Source organism: Thalassospira permensis NBRC 106175 (assembly GCF_000714555.1).
GTDB lineage: Bacteria > Pseudomonadota > Alphaproteobacteria > Rhodospirillales > Thalassospiraceae > Thalassospira > Thalassospira xiamenensis.
This window is the reverse complement of sequence record NZ_AUNC01000023.1, coordinates 109,962-125,913: the sequence shown is the minus strand read 5'-3', so window position 1 is coordinate 125,913 and position 15,952 is coordinate 109,962. Positions and strand designations below refer to the sequence as shown.

General features: G+C 54.4%; 14 protein-coding genes and 1 riboswitch. Of the genes, 8 read left to right on the top strand and 6 right to left on the bottom strand.

Annotated elements, in window-relative coordinates; genetic code table 11:
* The first annotated feature begins 140 nt into the window (after positions 1-140).
* Both SMB34_RS12465 and SMB34_RS12460 read left to right on the top strand, forming a co-directional pair.
* Positions 141-929, top strand: a complete 789-nt coding sequence (locus SMB34_RS12465; RefSeq protein WP_037990480.1) for an AzlC family ABC transporter permease — start codon at positions 141-143, stop codon at positions 927-929.
* Entirely contained in the window at positions 926-1,252 is a 327-nt protein-coding gene (locus tag SMB34_RS12460; protein WP_037990479.1) for an AzlD family protein, read from the top strand. The genes SMB34_RS12465 and SMB34_RS12460 overlap by 4 nt, the downstream gene beginning before the upstream one ends.
* A 121-nt stretch (positions 1,253-1,373) precedes the next feature.
* Here the strand turns inward: SMB34_RS12460 and SMB34_RS12455 are convergent, their stop codons facing one another.
* The 4 genes from SMB34_RS12455 to SMB34_RS12440 all read right to left on the bottom strand — a co-directional run bounded on the left by SMB34_RS12455 (position 1,374) and on the right by SMB34_RS12440 (position 6,073).
* Positions 1,374-3,101: a DUF2326 domain-containing protein gene (locus SMB34_RS12455; RefSeq protein WP_037990478.1), complete on the bottom strand. Its 1,728-nt coding sequence runs from the start codon at positions 3,099-3,101 to the stop codon at positions 1,374-1,376.
* The gene (locus SMB34_RS12450; RefSeq protein WP_037990477.1) at positions 3,098-3,340 is read right to left on the bottom strand and encodes an ABC-three component system middle component 6; all 243 of its coding nucleotides are present in this window, start codon (positions 3,338-3,340) and stop codon (positions 3,098-3,100) included. Before SMB34_RS12450 ends, SMB34_RS12455 begins: the two co-directional genes overlap by 4 nt.
* Positions 3,334-4,263, bottom strand: a complete 930-nt coding sequence (locus SMB34_RS12445) for an ABC-three component system protein (RefSeq protein WP_205618048.1) — start codon at positions 4,261-4,263, stop codon at positions 3,334-3,336. The genes SMB34_RS12450 and SMB34_RS12445 overlap by 7 nt, the downstream gene beginning before the upstream one ends.
* 214 nt (positions 4,264-4,477) lie before the next feature.
* Positions 4,478-6,073 (bottom strand): peptide chain release factor 3, encoded by a 1,596-nt coding sequence (locus SMB34_RS12440; protein WP_007089166.1) that lies wholly within the window; start codon positions 6,071-6,073, stop codon positions 4,478-4,480.
* 156 nt (positions 6,074-6,229) lie between these two features.
* Here SMB34_RS12440 and SMB34_RS12435 point away from each other — a divergent pair, with 156 nt between their 5' ends.
* From SMB34_RS12435 to SMB34_RS12415, 5 genes are all read left to right on the top strand, one after another.
* Entirely contained in the window at positions 6,230-6,571 is a 342-nt protein-coding gene (locus SMB34_RS12435) for an ArsR/SmtB family transcription factor (RefSeq protein WP_007089167.1), read from the top strand.
* 36 nt (positions 6,572-6,607) lie between these two features.
* Entirely contained in the window at positions 6,608-7,126 is a 519-nt protein-coding gene (locus SMB34_RS12430; protein WP_007089168.1) for an arsenate reductase ArsC, read from the top strand.
* Positions 7,127-7,184: 58 nt separating this feature from the next.
* The gene (locus SMB34_RS12425) at positions 7,185-8,201 is read left to right on the top strand and encodes an ArsJ-associated glyceraldehyde-3-phosphate dehydrogenase (protein WP_037990476.1); all 1,017 of its coding nucleotides are present in this window, start codon (positions 7,185-7,187) and stop codon (positions 8,199-8,201) included.
* Positions 8,202-8,211: 10 nt separating this feature from the next.
* The gene (gene arsJ, locus SMB34_RS12420; protein ID WP_084716596.1) at positions 8,212-9,444 is read left to right on the top strand and encodes an organoarsenical effux MFS transporter ArsJ; all 1,233 of its coding nucleotides are present in this window, start codon (positions 8,212-8,214) and stop codon (positions 9,442-9,444) included.
* A gap of 337 nt (positions 9,445-9,781) precedes the next feature.
* A complete protein-coding gene (locus tag SMB34_RS12415; protein WP_007089171.1) occupies positions 9,782-10,546 on the top strand; it encodes a PhoH family protein in 765 nt (254 codons plus the stop codon).
* 65 nt (positions 10,547-10,611) lie between these two features.
* Here the strand turns inward: SMB34_RS12415 and thiC are convergent, their stop codons facing one another.
* Both thiC and SMB34_RS12405 read right to left on the bottom strand, forming a co-directional pair.
* A complete protein-coding gene (thiC, locus tag SMB34_RS12410) occupies positions 10,612-12,447 on the bottom strand; it encodes a phosphomethylpyrimidine synthase ThiC (RefSeq protein WP_051682291.1) in 1,836 nt (611 codons plus the stop codon).
* A gap of 130 nt (positions 12,448-12,577) precedes the next feature.
* Positions 12,578-12,693, bottom strand: a riboswitch (TPP riboswitch).
* Positions 12,694-12,753: 60 nt separating this feature from the next.
* Complete coding sequence (locus SMB34_RS12405; RefSeq protein ID WP_007089173.1) at positions 12,754-13,764, bottom strand: cation diffusion facilitator family transporter; 1,011 nt, start codon at positions 13,762-13,764, stop codon at positions 12,754-12,756.
* Between the two features lie 207 nt (positions 13,765-13,971).
* Between SMB34_RS12405 and SMB34_RS12400 the strand changes: the two genes are divergently transcribed.
* Positions 13,972-15,951, top strand: coding sequence for a heme lyase CcmF/NrfE family subunit (locus SMB34_RS12400; RefSeq protein ID WP_037990475.1), 1,980 nt, complete (start codon positions 13,972-13,974; stop codon positions 15,949-15,951).
* The last annotated feature ends 1 nt before the right edge of the window (position 15,952 follow it).

The window sequence follows — 15,952 nt, the reverse complement described above, 5'->3', positions numbered from 1 at the left end:
CCGCATCGCCTCGGCCAAGATTGCGAAACAGCAATATCGTCCAATATTCCTGTTTGGAACCGCCCTAGGTTCAGGGCAGGCTCCTCGCTCACCACCAGTAAAAATACAAAAATCAAACGGCTGAACCGGAAACGCACAAGATGTCTCGTCCCCAATCCGCCCCGACCCGGCATTTTGATGCCGACACCGTAAGACGCGGTGCCATCGCCTGTCTGCCCCTGCTGCCCAGCACCATGATCTTTGGTGCGGTGCTTGGCGTGCTTGCCACCCAGCGCGGTCTGTCGCTGGGTGAACTTCTGTTCATGAGCCTCACGGTCTTTGCCGGATCGGCGCAATTCGTTTCGGTCGATCTGTGGCGCGAAACCATCCCCAGTATGACGATCATTGTCGCAACCGCGGTGATCAATCTGCGCTATGTCCTGATCGGGGCGTCGCTGCGCCCGGTGTTTCGTGGCCGTCCGCTCTGGGTCAAAATCTGCGGCATGCATATGGTGGCTGATGAAAACTGGGCGGTGACCATGACCCAGGAAAACCTTGCCAATCCGGGCTTCCTGCTGGGCGGCGGAATTTTTCTTGGCGTTGTCTGGGCGGCGGGCAACACCATCGGATATCTGCTGGGCGGGGGCATACCCGACCCGAATGTCTATGCGCTTGATTTCGCCTTTACCGCGGTCTTTGCCGCACTCACGGTTGGCATGTGGAAGGGCCGGGTTGATCTTCTGCCGTGGCTGGCCGCCGCCATCGGATCATTGATCGGACATTACACCTTGCCCGGCACATGGTCGATCCTTGCCGGAGCCGGGGCCGGGGTGATTGTGGCCGCCCTGACATGGCGCGAGGACATGGACGACACCGCACCCGAAACTGAAATAGCAGCAGATGCTTATAGCGCCCCCGAAGGCACCTATTCGACGGAGGCTGGCAAATGATGAGTTTCGCTGATCTGACCACCTTCAGCACCGCCTCGGTCCTGACCATTCTTGGCATGGCGGCAGTAACCTATGGCATGCGCCTTGGCGGCCTTCTGATGGCCGACCGCCTGCCGCAACACGGCCGCTGGGCGCATGTGCTTGAACGCCTTCCGGGTGCGGTCCTGATTTCCGTCTGGGTGCCAAGCGCCCTGTCCGCCGGGCCCATCGGCATCGCTGGTGCCGCCGCCACCGTGATTACGATGATTGTCGTGCGCAACCTGTTTGCCGCGATGGTCGCGGGCATGGTTCTTGTCGCGGCGGGGCGGTATTTCCTCGGCTGACGACACAACACGCAAACAAAAGGCCGCCCGGAATTTTCGGGGCGGCTTTTTGTCATCCTGATTACGCCCCGTGTCGGGCAACAACCAAGCTATTCGCAGGCGGTCAGTGCTGCGCGGCCATTCAAAATTGCACCCCAAACAATCCGCCACCCGGTTGATCAGATAACCGGGTCTTCAGAATAAAATCGTCTAAATCGAAATCATCTGAAAAGTCTGCATCAAGTTCAGCTTCAACCTTCTGCAAGTCATCCGAGTTCATAGCCACTATATACTGCACGCCAAGCTCTTCACATTTTTGATGCGCCAATCGCAATGCCAATGCAATTTGACGAGCATCCACACCATCGAAGATATGACTGTCGTGAACCAAGAAGCCTGGGAAGCGATCATTCTTTTTAGCCATCTCGACCAACAACCAGTCAAAGCAAAACACTTGCATGTGGTTCTTGCCGCCACTCTTTTTGCCTGCAATGTCTGTTTCTATTGAAAGACCGGCAATACCTCTTGATCGTCCAATGATAAGCTGCCCTGCGTCATCATAAAGGGCTTGGGATGTCTCTGCAAAAATCTGTACTGCCGCCTTACGAGGTGCGGAGCGCTCCATTACATCTTGCTCTATTAAGTCAACAAGATCGTCAATTTCGCGCTTCAAACGCTTCTGGTCTTTAGCAACATTCTGAAATTTTGGGATTTGTTGTTGTAAATCAGCATGCTCAACCTCGAGAAAATTAAGTTCCGATTGCAGAAGACTTAATCTCTCAATCGCCACGCCAGAACGCAAAAGCGCTAGTTTTTCTGAAAGGGAAAGTTGCAAACGAGCAATTTCAGACCTGCGGAGTTCAATACGGTTCCGAGCATTTTCCAATTCCTTCTTCAAATGGGTTTGCCGGTTCTTTGAAACCTGCCGATGAAACTGTTCGACTTGCTCAAACCGCTTTTGAACCTGATTGGGAAAGAAAATGCCAACCTGTTCGTAAAGAGAACGCACATCACTGATATCTGAATCTTCTACTTCTACCAACGCAAGCTCAATGTCTTCACACAAATCCATATCTTCAAGATTGGCTTCGTTCATATCACGAATTTTGGCTGTCAGTTCGTTCGCCGAGATCTCGTGACTACGGTATCCGTCAATCACCGTAGCTGATGTAACTTCTCTGCGTTTTACTTGAATCTCAGAATCTAGCAGGTCTGCGCGGGCCTGCATTTTCTTAAGGTCCAGTTCCCCATCTGTGAGGTAACCGCTTTTGATCATACTGCTGAGGGCATCCGCGTTTTTCTTTTCATCTTTTTTTAGTTGGAGTTTCTGCGGTAAATGCCAATCAAAACCCAACAAGTACGATAGACACACTTGACTATCCCAAGGTTTTTGGGAGGTGCTATTCAAAACAGGATCGGCAAACCCACCGTTTCTCTCCTTGCGAATAAAATAGGAAAGAAGCGCACCAAACTTCGGACTATATTTTTGTGACGTGATTTCTGAATTTAAACCAAACCAAGTTTGAGAAAGCTCAGATCGCAAATCTATCGCGGCGACCTCTCTCCCATTGACCAGCAGGTGATCACTAGCCTCTCCCGCTGTTTTCTCAATAGTTAGTTGTGAGCCACTGTTATCAAAAATCACTTCAAACTTATTGTTGATCAGTGAAGGGTTGTGAAAATCGTCTTCCTTGTTCCGCTTTTCTGCTACCAGAAAATGCAGTAGCTCAATGAAACTCGTCTTCCCGGTCCCATTTCGCGTACCACGCACTCCAGAGCTTTCATGCCTCTCAGCCAGCAGAATGTTAAGCCCCGGATTAAATTCCAGCGTCTTAAATGTAGAAAGTGAACTGGATAGCTTTATAATCATTGGTTCATTTTCTTTAAAACACCCTGCTCGAACCGAACAGCCCCAACAGAAAATAGAAAATCAACAACTAACAAGAACCAGTCAAAGTGAATGGTAGAAAGTTGTTTCTCTGTTCGAATCTGTTGCAGGTCATGGAACAATCGCGAGACTGTTTTATCATGATCCAGCAGGGCTAAAACGTCAGCACCGATACCAATAATTGCGTTTTCCGTCTTTACATGTTTGGTCGGCATCAACATAGCGCGTCATCCGGGACATTTTCAAAAATGTCGCATGCATCGAAAAAATATGTAACTATTACATAGGCAGCAGCATTCTCTGCCGGAACTGTACTTCCACCAACAAATTGAATTAACTCACCCAATATCTCATCCGAGTTATACTCCATATCCTTAGCTTCCTCGTACTTAGACCTCATTTGGGCCTGGATCTTGGATGCATTTTGAGGGTTATTCATCCCTGTCAAATATCGCTCGACAACATCAACGTGAGGACGGGCGCGCTGCAGATTAAACTTGGCGTCAGGGCTAAGTGAATTGAAGTCTATTTTTGCTTCATCTGGCAAGTCACCGAAATCAAGTGCATTAACAGAAACCGTGCTTCTATGGTTCATCACTCGCCTAAGCAAGGGACGAATATCTGCCATCGTTACATTCATGAAATTCATGCTTGCTGATGGATATATGTCGATCAGCTGCTGGAGCGTCAATTTGTCGTGAAAATTGTCTTTCAAGAACCTGCGGGGCGATGGGGCAAAAATCCTGATGCTTGGATATTGCTTCCTAAGCTCCTCCAATGCATCACTAGCACTAGTTGGCAAACCTGCCACATTGTTGTGAACAAAGACCCACTCTTTCAGATTTGGCCAATAGGAAATCACATCTGGGAAACTGTCTAGTATTTTTGCTTTCGCATTTTCAGCAAAGGTCCGCGGAGATTCAGGTGCATAACATTGATAAATTGTTTCGGTCGAAATTCGCCTACCGTCACTTTTCTTATCACCATGTATTCCACCAGCCTTGATTGACTCAAAGTCAGTATCGAACACAGATGCCGCCATATCAGCAAACCATTTTTCGAATTCTGTATGATGATAATTACCGAATGCAAAATCAAAATGAAGGTTAAAATCCGACTTTTTCATGACCCCTACTGCACCCATTAATCCATCATTTTCACAACCATAATTTCAGCAGACGAACAATAAAAGCAACATATGATTGCGCTACATTATAAAAAAATTAATAAAGAAATCCTTATGCAAATCAGCAACAAACGTAAATGCATCTAAAAAAGAAACCTTAGCGAATTTATTCCCCAAAAGCAGAAAAGCCGCCCAGTCAGGCGGCTTTTCATATAAGCACTCAAACTTCGCCTTAAGCAGCAACCATATTCTGTTCACGCGTCGCTTCGAATTTCAGGTTCGGCCAATCGCGTTGCGTGGTTTCAAGATGCCAGGCATTGCGCGCGATAAACACCAGCGTTTCGTCGTGATCCTCGAACAGAGCCGACTGGTTGGCATCGCGGAATTTCTTGATTTCCAGCGGATCGCTGCCCATCACCCAGCGCGCGGCATAGGCCGGGGTTGGTTCGAAATGGACCTTGATGCCGTATTCGGCGGCAATACGTTCTTTCAGAACCTCGAACTGAAGCTGCCCGACCACACCAACGATCCAGTCCGCCCCCATCATCGGCTTGAACACCTGTGATGCGCCTTCTTCGGCAAGCTGTTCAAGCGCGCGCTGAAGATGTTTGCCCTTCAGCGGATCATCAAGGCGCACCTTCTGCAACAATTCCGGGGCAAAGGCCGGAACACCCCGGAAACGAAGGTCTTCGCCCTCGGTCAGGGTATCGCCGATGCGCAATGTGCCGTGGTTCGGAATGCCGATGATATCGCCCGGCCAGGCTTCTTCGGCAATGTCGCGTTCATTGGCAAAGAACAGCATCGGGTTATGCACCGCCATCTGTTTGCCCGCGCGCACATGCTTCAATTTCATGCCGCGTTTGAAATGGCCGGAACACAGGCGGATGAACGCAATACGGTCGCGATGGTTCGGGTCGATATTGGCCTGCACCTTGAACACAAAGCCCGAAACCTTTGTCTCGTTGGCCTCAACCAGCCGCGTTGCCGCTTCCTGCGGGCGCGGGGTCGGTGCGATATCGCCAAGTCCGCGCAGCAATTCACGCACACCAAAGTTATTGACCGCCGAACCAAAGAAGACCGGCGTCAGATGCCCCTCCCGGTAGCTTTGCAAATCAAATGGCGGGCAGATTTCGCGCACCATTTCGACTTCTTCGCGCAGCTTCTCCAGAAGGTAATCCGGGATCAGTTCATCAAGCTTCGGATCATCAAGCCCCTTGATCGGAATGGCTTCCTTGACGACATTGCCGCCTTTTTCCATGAACAGAAGCTGATCATTGACCAGATCGTAACAGCCATGGAAATCCCGGCCCGATCCAATCGGCCATGTCACCGGCGACACATCAAGCGCAAGGTCACGTTCGATCTGATCAATCAGTTCAAAGAAATCACGTGATTCACGGTCAAGCTTGTTAACAAATGTCGTGATCGGCACATCGCGCAGGCGGCAAACCTCAAACAGCTTGCGCGTCTGGGCCTCGATCCCCTTGGCACCATCAATCACCATGACGGCGGAATCAACTGCGGTCAGAACGCGGTATGTATCTTCGGAAAAGTCTTCGTGGCCCGGCGTATCAAGCAGGTTGAAGATGTTCTTTTCAAACTCGAAGGTCATGACGGCGGATGACACCGAAATACCGCGATCCTGTTCGATCTTCATGAAGTCCGAACGTGCGCCACGCTGTTCCTTTTTCGCCTTCACCGCACCGGCCATCTGAATGGCACCCCCGAAAAGCAGCAGCTTTTCAGTCAGTGTCGTTTTACCCGCATCCGGGTGGGCAATGATGGCAAAGGTACGGCGGCGCGATACCTGCTCGTCGATCGTCGGCATGGTTCATCCATTGATCATGATTTCGGGTTGGCGCGCACTGTACTGATTTTTGGCGCGCGTGCCACCGTGAAATCGTCATATCGGGCATGATCGCATCCATCGCTGAAACAAATTCGTCATTTGACTTCTGCATAACATGTCAATATTTCCCGACATATGGAAATAAATACAGCAATCAGCGCCCTTGGCGCACTGGCACAGGAACACCGTCTGGCAGCATTCAGGATTCTGGTGCGCGTGGGCGAAGACGGCATGGCCGCAGGCGACCTCGCACGCAGCATTGCGGTCCCGCACAACACCATGTCCACCCATCTGTCGGTTCTAAGCCAGGCCGGACTGATCACATCGCAACGCAATGGCCGGTCGATCATCTATCGGATCGTCCCCGATGTTATGCGTGATCTTTTGGGATTTCTTGCCGATGATTGCTGTCAGGGCCGCCCGGAACTTTGCGGTATCGCGGTTTCCGGCGAAACATCGACCTCGACCTGCTGTTGAAACGCCAAACCGGCATAACCGGACGGAGACATCATCATGACTGGCGGTACCTATAACATCCTGTTCCTGTGTCAGGGGAATTCCGCACGTTCCATCATGGCCGAGGCCATCATGAACCGTGAAGGCGCAGGGCATTTTCATGCCTATAGTGCCGGGGCACATCCGCGCGGCAATCTGCATCCCTATACAATCGACCTTCTCAAAAGTCTGGGCGATGATCCGTCTGTCTTTTCCTCCAAGCCGATGGAAGTCTATTCCGCGCAGGACGAAATCAAATTCGACTTCATCTTTACGGTCTGCGACCAGACGGCAAAGGAAAGCTGCCCGATTTTCCCCGGCTCCCCGATGACCGCCCATTGGGGCGTACCCGATCCGGCAAGTGCCACCGGAACCGAGGCCGAAATCCGCCTTGCCTTCGCCGATGCCTATCGCATGCTGCGCAACCGGATTTCAATTTTCATGAGCCTGCCTTTCGCATCCCTTGACCGGATGTCGCTGCAACAGAAGCTCGACGACATTGGCAAAACCGGAATGCCCGCGAACGAAAGCGCATAAAACGCGAAACGGTCACTAACGGCCCCCGTTAGTGACCTGATATTCAGGAGTCCTCGAAATGAGCCGCAAAATCCGTATCGGCATCAACGGCTTTGGCCGCATGGGGCGTCTTGCCTTGCGTGCAGGCTGGGGCCATCCCGGCCTTGAATTCGTCCATATCAACGAAATCAGCGGCGGGGCGAAAACCGCAGCCCACCTTCTGGAATTCGATTCCGTGCATGGGCGCTGGGATCATCCGGTAACCTGCATTGATGATACGGTTGTCATTGATGGCCAAAGCACCCTGACCTTTTCGGAAAATGCCACACCGGGCGATACCGACTGGGTCGGGCAGGGTTGCGATATCGTTTTCGAATGTACCGGCAAATTCAAAACCCCCGAAACGCTTCAGCCCTATTTTGATCAGGGGGTGAAAAAAGTCATCGTCGCAGCCCCGGTCAAGGAAGGCGCGCTTAACATCGTTTATGGCGTCAATGACGATCTCTATGATCCGGCAATCCATCACCTTCTGACCGCAGCAAGCTGCACGACAAACTGTCTGGCCCCGGTGGTCAGGGTCATCCACGAAAAACTGGGTATCGTGCATGGTGCCATCACCACCATCCATGATGTGACCAACACCCAAACCGTGGTTGACCTGCCGCACAAGGATCTGCGCCGCGCACGGTCCAGCCTGCAATCGCTGATCCCCACCAGCACCGGCTCGGCCACCGCCATCACCATGATCTACCCGGAACTGGCCGGAAAGCTGAACGGCATTGCCGTGCGCGTGCCGCTGCTGAACGCATCCCTGACCGATTGCGTGTTCGAAGTCGCCTGCGACACCGATGTCGAAACGGTCAATAACCTGCTGCACACCGCCTCGGAAACCTATCTTGCCGGGATTCTCGGATACGAGGAACGCCCGCTGGTCAGTTGCGATTATCTGAACGATCCCAGATCTTCGATCATCGATGCCGGATCAACCATGGTGATCGACAAACGGCAGGTCAAAATATTCGCCTGGTATGACAATGAATGGGGCTATGTCTGCCGGATGGTTGATCTGGCCGCCAAAGTCGCCCAAAGCCTTTAGGATCATTTTCATGTCATCGGCCATTCGCAATTATGCCCTTGTCACATCCGCCTATTGGGGATTTACCCTGACGGACGGGGCTTTGCGCATGCTGGTTCTGCTGCATTTCAATGATCTTGGATATTCGGCCTTTGAAATCGCCCTTCTGTTTGTCCTTTATGAATGTGCCGGGGTCATCACCAATCTGGTCGGTGGCTGGCTCGCACAGGCGCGCGGGCTTCGCTTTACCCTGTTTGCCGGGCTGATCACCCAGATCGCCGCCCTTTCCGCCCTGTCTCTGACCAATGAAAACTGGCTGCCGTGGATATCGGTTGCCTATGTCATGGGCCTGCAGGCCGCATCGGGTGTGGCCAAGGACCTGACCAAAATGTCCAGCAAGTCGGCCATCAAGGTTCTGGTGCCCGAAAATGCCGACGGGGCATTGTTTCGCTGGGTGGCCCTACTGACCGGATCGAAAAACGCGCTCAAAGGGGCCGGTTTTTTCATGGGCGGTGCGCTTCTGGCCTGGCTTGGTTTTGGCGGGGCGTTGCTCGCGATGGCAACCGGGCTGACCGTCATCCTGATTGCGGTGGCCCTGTCCATCGGTCCCGAAATGGCCGCCCCGGCCAACAAACCGAAACCCAAATTCCGCGAAGTCTTTTCCAAGGATCGCAAGATCAATATCCTGTCAGCCGCCCGCATGTTCCTGTTCGGATCGCGCGATATCTGGTTTGTCGTCGGATTACCGGTCTTTCTGGCAACCCATCTTGGCTGGGGCCATATCGAGGTCGGCACCTATATGGCGCTGTGGGTGATCGGCTATGGCTTCATCCAGACGATTGCGCCCAAAATCCTGCGCGCAGGCACGCGCACCCCGGATGGCCAAAGTGCGCGCCTGTGGATTTTCGCCCTGATCATCGTGACCGCGGGCATTGCGGCCGCCGTGCAGTTTGATATCTCGCCCGAAATCGCCGTTCTGGGCGGCTTGATGGTCTTCGGTCTGGTCTTTGCGGTCAATTCATCGCTGCATTCCTATCTGATCCTTGCCTATGCCGATGGTGACAGGGTCGCGATGAATGTCGGCTTCTATTACATGTCCAATGCCGTCGGGCGACTGACTGGCACCATCCTGTCGGGACTGGCCTATATGTATGGCGGTCTGGTTGGCTGTCTGGTGGTCTCGGCCGCCTTCCTTCTGATCGGCTGGATAATCAGTTTTGGCCTGCCAAAACACCAATCCGGGACGCCCGAAGCACTGCATTAGAAAAAAGTTATCTCGCAGATGCGGCATAAATCTATGAAAAGATTCACTTTCCGATTTCATTTAAATTTAATCAGATAAAAAACAGTGACAAAACACAGGATGTAGGCGTACGATTCTGTTGTACGGTCAATAACTGGACCGCAGGAGGGGTTCCCGAGTGACGCGAGAGCACGTTCTAAAACGGAATTTTTCGCCCCCCGGATCGCAGATGCAACATGTTGCTGCGAACGGCGGTGAACCCACCCGCCACTTCCATCGCAAGATGAAAATTGAATGCGCGCCTTTCCATGATGGAATGGCGCGTTTTGCTTTATTGGCACAATTGATGAGGTGACTTATGGGTAAGCGCGCAGCACGCCGTCGTAGCCGTCCGCAACAGGCAGACACCAACGTTCACGAGCTGTTTGACGGTGACAAGTCAAACTGGCATCCCCTGAACGGTCAGGGTGACGTCCCTCAGAACGGCCAACGCGATCAAAGCTTCCGCCGCCACATTCGCCCGAAAAGCGAAAATCAGGCGGCCCTGATGGAAGCAATCGATGCCTTCAACCTCATCCTTGCACTTGGCCCGGCGGGAACCGGGAAAACCTTCATCGCTGTTTCCAAGGCCGTCGAAGCACTGGACAAGGGCGAAATCGGCCGCATCGTTCTGGCCCGCCCCGCGGTCGAGGCTGGCGAAAATATCGGCTTCCTGCCCGGCGACGTCGAAGCCAAAATGGCCCCCTATCTTCGCCCGCTTTACGATGCACTGAATGACCGCCTGGGTGCCAAACGCCTGCGGCAGTACCTTTCGGACGGCACGATCGAAATCGCGCCAATCGGCTATATGCGCGGTCGCACACTCAACAATGCCTTCGTCGTGATTGACGAGGCCCAGAACTGCACCTACGGGCAGCTCAAGATGCTGGTCACCCGCCTTGGCTGGAATTCAACCATGATCCTGACCGGCGACCCGGACCAGACCGACCTTCTGCCGGAAATGTCGGGCCTGTCGGAAATGTCCGACCGTCTTGAAAATGTCGAAGACATCGCCTGCGTCAAACTGGCTGATCGGGACATCGTCCGTCATCCGCTGGTCGCCAGCATGCTGACCGTCCTTTAACCTTTCGGCACGGCAAACCAAAAGAAGAAGGCGGGTCCGTCACCGGGCCCGCCATTTTCACAGGCTTATTTCCCGTTGTTTCGGGGCATGTATAAATCCCCGCCATCACGGTATTTTTCCGCCATCGCCGCCATGCCTTCCTTCTGCACATCGGCCCGGATTTCATGCGAAATTCGCATCGAACAGAATTTCGGCCCGCACATCGAACAGAAATGCGCAACCTTGTGCGCCTCTTTCGGCAGGGTCTGATCATGAAATGCCCGTGCGGTTTCCGGGTCCAGCGACAGGTTGAACTGATCTTCCCAGCGGAATTCAAACCGCGCACGCGAAAGCGCATCATCGCGTGCCTTCGCCGCCGGGTGCCCCTTGGCAAGATCGGCGGCATGGGCAGCAATCTTATAGGTGATCACCCCGGTCTTCACATCATCCCGGTCCGGCAGGCCCAGATGTTCCTTGGGCGTCACATAACACAGCATTGCAGTCCCGAACCAGCCGATCATCGCCGCCCCGATCCCCGATGTAATGTGATCATAGCCGGGCGCAATATCGGTGGTTAGCGGGCCCAGCGTGTAAAACGGTGCTTCGCCGCAAATCGACAATTGCTTGTCCATGTTTTCACGGATTTTATGCATCGGCACATGACCCGGCCCCTCGATCATCACCTGGCAATCGTGATCCCACGCGATGCGGGTCAGTTCGCCAAGCGTTTCGAGTTCGGCAAACTGGGCAGCATCATTGGCATCGGCAATCGATCCGGGCCGCAATCCATCGCCCAGCGAAAAGGAAACGTCATACGCCCGGCAGATATCGCAGATCTCGGCGAAATGCTCATACAGGAAACTTTCGCGATGATGATGCAGGCACCATTTCGCCATGATCGACCCACCGCGCGATACGATGCCGGTCACCCGGTCCACTGTTAACGGGATGTGATGTAACCGCAATCCGGCATGGATGGTGAAATAATCCACACCCTGTTCGGCCTGCTCGATCAATGTGTCGCGGAATATTTCCCATGTCAGGTCCTCGGCAATACCACCAACCTTTTCCAACGCCTGATAGATCGGCACCGTCCCGATGGGCACCGGCGAATTGCGGATGATCCAGTCGCGGATATTGTGGATATTGCGCCCGGTCGACAGGTCCATCACCGTATCCGCCCCCCATCGCGTTGCCCAGACCATCTTTTCAACCTCTTCGGCCATTGATGATGTCACCGCCGAATTGCCGATATTGGCATTGATCTTGACCAAAAAATTCCGCCCGATGATCATCGGTTCGGCTTCGGGATGGTTGATATTGGCCGGGATGATCGCGCGCCCCCGTGCAATTTCTTCACGCACGAATTCGGGCGTCACATGATCGGGGATCACCGCCCCGAATGCCTCGCCATCACGCTTGGCATTGGCGCGCATTTCCGCCCGGCCCAGATTTTCACGGATCGCGACATATTCCATTTCGGCGGTAATGATCCCGGCCCGAGCATAGGCCAGTTGCGTCACTGCCCGCCCGCCAGTTGCGCGCAACGGCGCATGGCTTTGCGGAAATGCCGGAACCGCATGGCTTTCACTTTCGACAAAGCCGTTATCTTCGGGTTTGATGTCGCGCCCGGCATATCGTTCGGTATCAGCACGCGCCGCGATCCAGCTTCGGCGCAGTCGTGGCAGTCCCTTGGCAATGTCAATCGTAACATCCGGGTCGGTATAAGGCCCCGACGGATCATAAACCCTGATCGGTGGTTCGCCTGCGGTGGGATGAACCGCAATTTCACGCATCGGTACGCGAATATCGGAAAAGTGCGATCCCGTAATGTGGATTTTGCGCGATGCGGGCAACGGCCCGGTTGTAACATCGCTGGTGACATCAATACTGATATCGGTTTTGGTAGATGGAACAGACATAAAAGGCCCCTTTGCAATCAAGGCAATGGAGACCCAGTTCTGCGAGAGGCTGCTGATGAAAAATGCCGACCGGTGATGGGAAAACCGCCATGACAAACAGGCACTGCCCACGGGTCAAAACAGTTTAAATATGCCGGCATCCGCACCATCCCTACGCCAGTATGAACTGGATCAGGTTCAAAGGGTCACTGCGCTGCAAAGCCAGCAGTTTCTCAGCCCCTTGTCGGGGCTCCCCAGGTGATCGATTGCAGGGTTACAAGTTATGCGGGTAATGTCAATTGGTGGAAAACACCCGCCCCCCGAAACCTAGCGCCCCGTCGCCAGCTCGCCATTTGACGCCGGAATACTGTCCTGACCGGCCTTGCGCGCCCGGCCCGTATGCCAGAATTCCGGGTCTTCGGTATAACCGCTAAACTCGTCGAGATGGATGTCTTCGGGCGGTTCGGGATGGATCGTGATATCCAGATCGGGATATTCCGCCCGGATGCTGTCCATCACCTGATGGCAGATGGTGTGCGATTCCCGCATCAGCATCCCGCCATCCATGATCAGTTCGATCTCGGCAAAGCGATGCACGCCCGATGACCGGGTGCGCAGACGGTGAATGCCGATCACGGACGCGTTTTTCATCGTCAGTTCGATGATCCGCTGGCTGTCCGATTCCGGCAATTCCTGATCCATCAGGACCGAAACCGAATTGCGCCCGACCTTGACCGCGGAATAAAGCAGGAAAAGCGCCACCATGCCGCCAATCGCCGGATCGGCCCAGTTCAGGCCGGAAAAACCTGCAACAAGGGCAACAATCACCGCCAGATTGGACAGGATGTCGCTGGTGTAATGCATCGAATCGGCGTCAACCGCCAACGACCCGGACATCCGCACCGCTTTTCGTTGCAGCAACACAAGCCCGACGGTCATGACAAGCGAGATCGACATGATCCACACGCCTTCAACCGCAAACCGGATCGGCTGCGGTTCGGCAAGCCGCGATCCGGCCTCCGCCAGAACCAGAATGGCCGCCCCGATCATGAAGGCAGACTGGAAAAGCCCCGCCAGCGGTTCGGCCTTGCCATGGCCAAAACGGTGATCGTGATCGGCCGGGCGCCATGCGCTTCGGACCGCCATGAAGTTGATCACAGACGTCCCGACATCAAGCATGCTATCAATCATCGAAGACAGAAGGCTGACGGAATCGGTCATGAACCAACCGGCGGCCTTGATGGCAATCAGCGTCGCAGCAATGACAATAGAGGCCGTGGTTGCCCGACGTGCCCATATTTCCCTTTGCGCGATGTCAATGACAGGACATTGACTCATGTTCTACAGACCCTTGGTCTTCAATTTCCGCTCGCTGATTGCGGTTTTATATCGTGAATTGGCGTAATATGTAATGACTATTGCCATACTTTGACCTTCGCCTGTGCAGCAAATAGCGCATATTTGATATTCCGCAAGGTTTTCAAACCAGACCGGAGCGACTATATCAGCCCCGCAGGCGGATAAGAGCAAACAACAGGCCCACTTATGATTGTTGAAATCGGACATTATGCCCTGGTGCTGTCACTCGTGGTGGCATTGGCACAGTCGACCATCCCGTTTCTGGCCGCATCGCGGCGTGATGTCGCACTTCTGAAAATTGCGCCACGTCTGGCAATTGCCTGCTTTGCCCTTGTCGGTACAAGCTTTGCCGCCCTGACATATGCCTATGTCACATCCGATTTCTCGGTCGTCAATGTGGTCGCCAACAGCCACACCTCCAAACCGCTGATCTATAAAATCACCGGCGTCTGGGCCAACCACGAAGGCTCGATGCTGCTCTGGGTGATGATCCTGACCCTGTTTTCGGCTGCTGTCGCGGGCTTTGGCCAGAACCTGCCGCCAAGCCTTCTGGCGCGCGTCGTTGGCGTCATGGGCTTGATTGCCCTCGGCTTCCTGCTGTTCATCCTTCTGACGTCTAACCCGTTCGAACGCGTGATTAATCCGCCGCTCAACGGCGAAGGCATGAACCCGCTGCTTCAGGACCCCGGCATCGCCATTCACCCGCCGTTCCTTTATCTCGGCTATGTCGGTTTCTCGGTGGCCTTTGCCTTTGCCGTCGCCGCGCTCATCGAAGGTCGGGTTGATCCGGCATGGGCGCGCTGGGTCCGTCCCTGGACACTGGCCGCATGGATGTTCCTGACCGCCGGGATCGGGCTTGGCTCCTGGTGGGCCTATTACGAACTTGGCTGGGGTGGCTGGTGGTTCTGGGACCCGGTTGAAAACGCATCCTTCATGCCGTGGCTGGCCGGAACCGCGCTTTTGCATTCGGCGATTGTCGTTGAAAAACGTGACGCGCTCAAAAGCTGGACGATCTTCCTGTCGATCCTTGCCTTTTCCTTCTCGCTGCTCGGCACCTTCCTTGTGCGGTCGGGCGCGCTGACATCGGTTCATGCCTTTGCCACCGATCCGACGCGCGGGGTGTTTATCCTGTTCCTGCTGTGTCTGACGGTGGGCGGGTCGCTGGCCCTTTATGCGTGGCGCGCGCCAACCCTGAAGGGCGGCGGTCTGTTTCAGCCGATCTCGCGCGAAGGCGCACTTGTTTTCAACAACGTGCTGCTCTCGATTGCCGCGGCCATGGTGCTGCTCGGCACCCTTTATCCGCTGCTGCTTGAAACCCTGACCGGTGAAAAGATTTCGGTCGGCGCGCCGTTCTTCAATTCCACCTTCGTTCCGATCATGACGCCCCTGATCATTGCCATGGCATTCGGGCCGATGATGCCTTGGAAACGTGCCGATCTGTTTGCGGTTCTGGGCAAGCTCAAAATCGCCATTGCCGCCGTGATCCTCGTTCTGATCGTCACCTACTGGCTTGCCGGTGGTCCGGCCTTTGCCCTGTTTGGCATGGGGCTGGCGATCTGGCTGTTTGTTGGAACGATGCTGGAATGGGCCGGACGGATCAAGCTTTTCCGCGAACCGCTCTCGACCAGCTTCCGCCGGATGCGCAATCTGCCACGCTCGGCACACGGCACCATGCTGGCTCATGCCGGGATGGCGATTGTCATTGCCGGGATCACCGGATCACAGGCATGGACCGAAGAATCGGTTCAATCGCTTGCCATCGGTGAAAGCACGGTTGTTTCGGGCCATACCTTCACGCTCAGCAGCCTTCGCGAATATCAGGGGCCGAACTTCTTCGCCCGCGAGGCCACCATCACCATCGCAACCCCGGGCGAACGCACCATAACGCTTACCCCGGAAAAGCGCGTCTACACCGTCGAAGGCATGCCCACGACCGAGGCCGGAATCCGGTCCGGTTTCACCGGCGATATCTATGCTGTCATCGGCGATGAAGACGCCAGCGGCAAATGGGTGACGCGCTTCTATGTCAAACCGATGATCCCGTGGATGTGGGCCGGTGGCATCATCATGGTGCTGGGTGGTCTGATGTCGCTCTCCGATCGTCGTTATCGCGTCGGTGCCCCTGCCCGCTCCACCAAAACGGTTCACACCGTACCCGCCGAATAGG

Excerpts from the sequence above, each read along its gene's own strand:
- SMB34_RS12465 (WP_037990480.1), top strand. The coding sequence starts at position 141 with ATGTCTCGTCCCCAATCCGCCCCGACCCGGCATTTTGATGCCGACACC.
- SMB34_RS12460 (WP_037990479.1), top strand. The coding sequence starts at position 926 with ATGATGAGTTTCGCTGATCTGACCACCTTCAGCACCGCCTCGGTCCTG.
- SMB34_RS12455 (WP_037990478.1), bottom strand. The coding sequence starts at position 3,101 with ATGATTATAAAGCTATCCAGTTCACTTTCTACATTTAAGACGCTGGAA.
- SMB34_RS12450 (WP_037990477.1), bottom strand. The coding sequence starts at position 3,340 with ATGTTGATGCCGACCAAACATGTAAAGACGGAAAACGCAATTATTGGT.
- SMB34_RS12445 (WP_205618048.1), bottom strand. The coding sequence starts at position 4,263 with ATGGGTGCAGTAGGGGTCATGAAAAAGTCGGATTTTAACCTTCATTTT.
- SMB34_RS12440 (WP_007089166.1), bottom strand. The coding sequence starts at position 6,073 with ATGCCGACGATCGACGAGCAGGTATCGCGCCGCCGTACCTTTGCCATC.
- SMB34_RS12435 (WP_007089167.1), top strand. The coding sequence starts at position 6,230 with ATGGAAATAAATACAGCAATCAGCGCCCTTGGCGCACTGGCACAGGAA.
- SMB34_RS12430 (WP_007089168.1), top strand. The coding sequence starts at position 6,608 with ATGACTGGCGGTACCTATAACATCCTGTTCCTGTGTCAGGGGAATTCC.
- SMB34_RS12425 (WP_037990476.1), top strand. The coding sequence starts at position 7,185 with ATGAGCCGCAAAATCCGTATCGGCATCAACGGCTTTGGCCGCATGGGG.
- arsJ (WP_084716596.1), top strand. The coding sequence starts at position 8,212 with ATGTCATCGGCCATTCGCAATTATGCCCTTGTCACATCCGCCTATTGG.
- SMB34_RS12415 (WP_007089171.1), top strand. The coding sequence starts at position 9,782 with ATGGGTAAGCGCGCAGCACGCCGTCGTAGCCGTCCGCAACAGGCAGAC.
- thiC (WP_051682291.1), bottom strand. The coding sequence starts at position 12,447 with ATGTCTGTTCCATCTACCAAAACCGATATCAGTATTGATGTCACCAGC.
- SMB34_RS12405 (WP_007089173.1), bottom strand. The coding sequence starts at position 13,764 with ATGAGTCAATGTCCTGTCATTGACATCGCGCAAAGGGAAATATGGGCA.
- SMB34_RS12400 (WP_037990475.1), top strand. The coding sequence starts at position 13,972 with ATGATTGTTGAAATCGGACATTATGCCCTGGTGCTGTCACTCGTGGTG.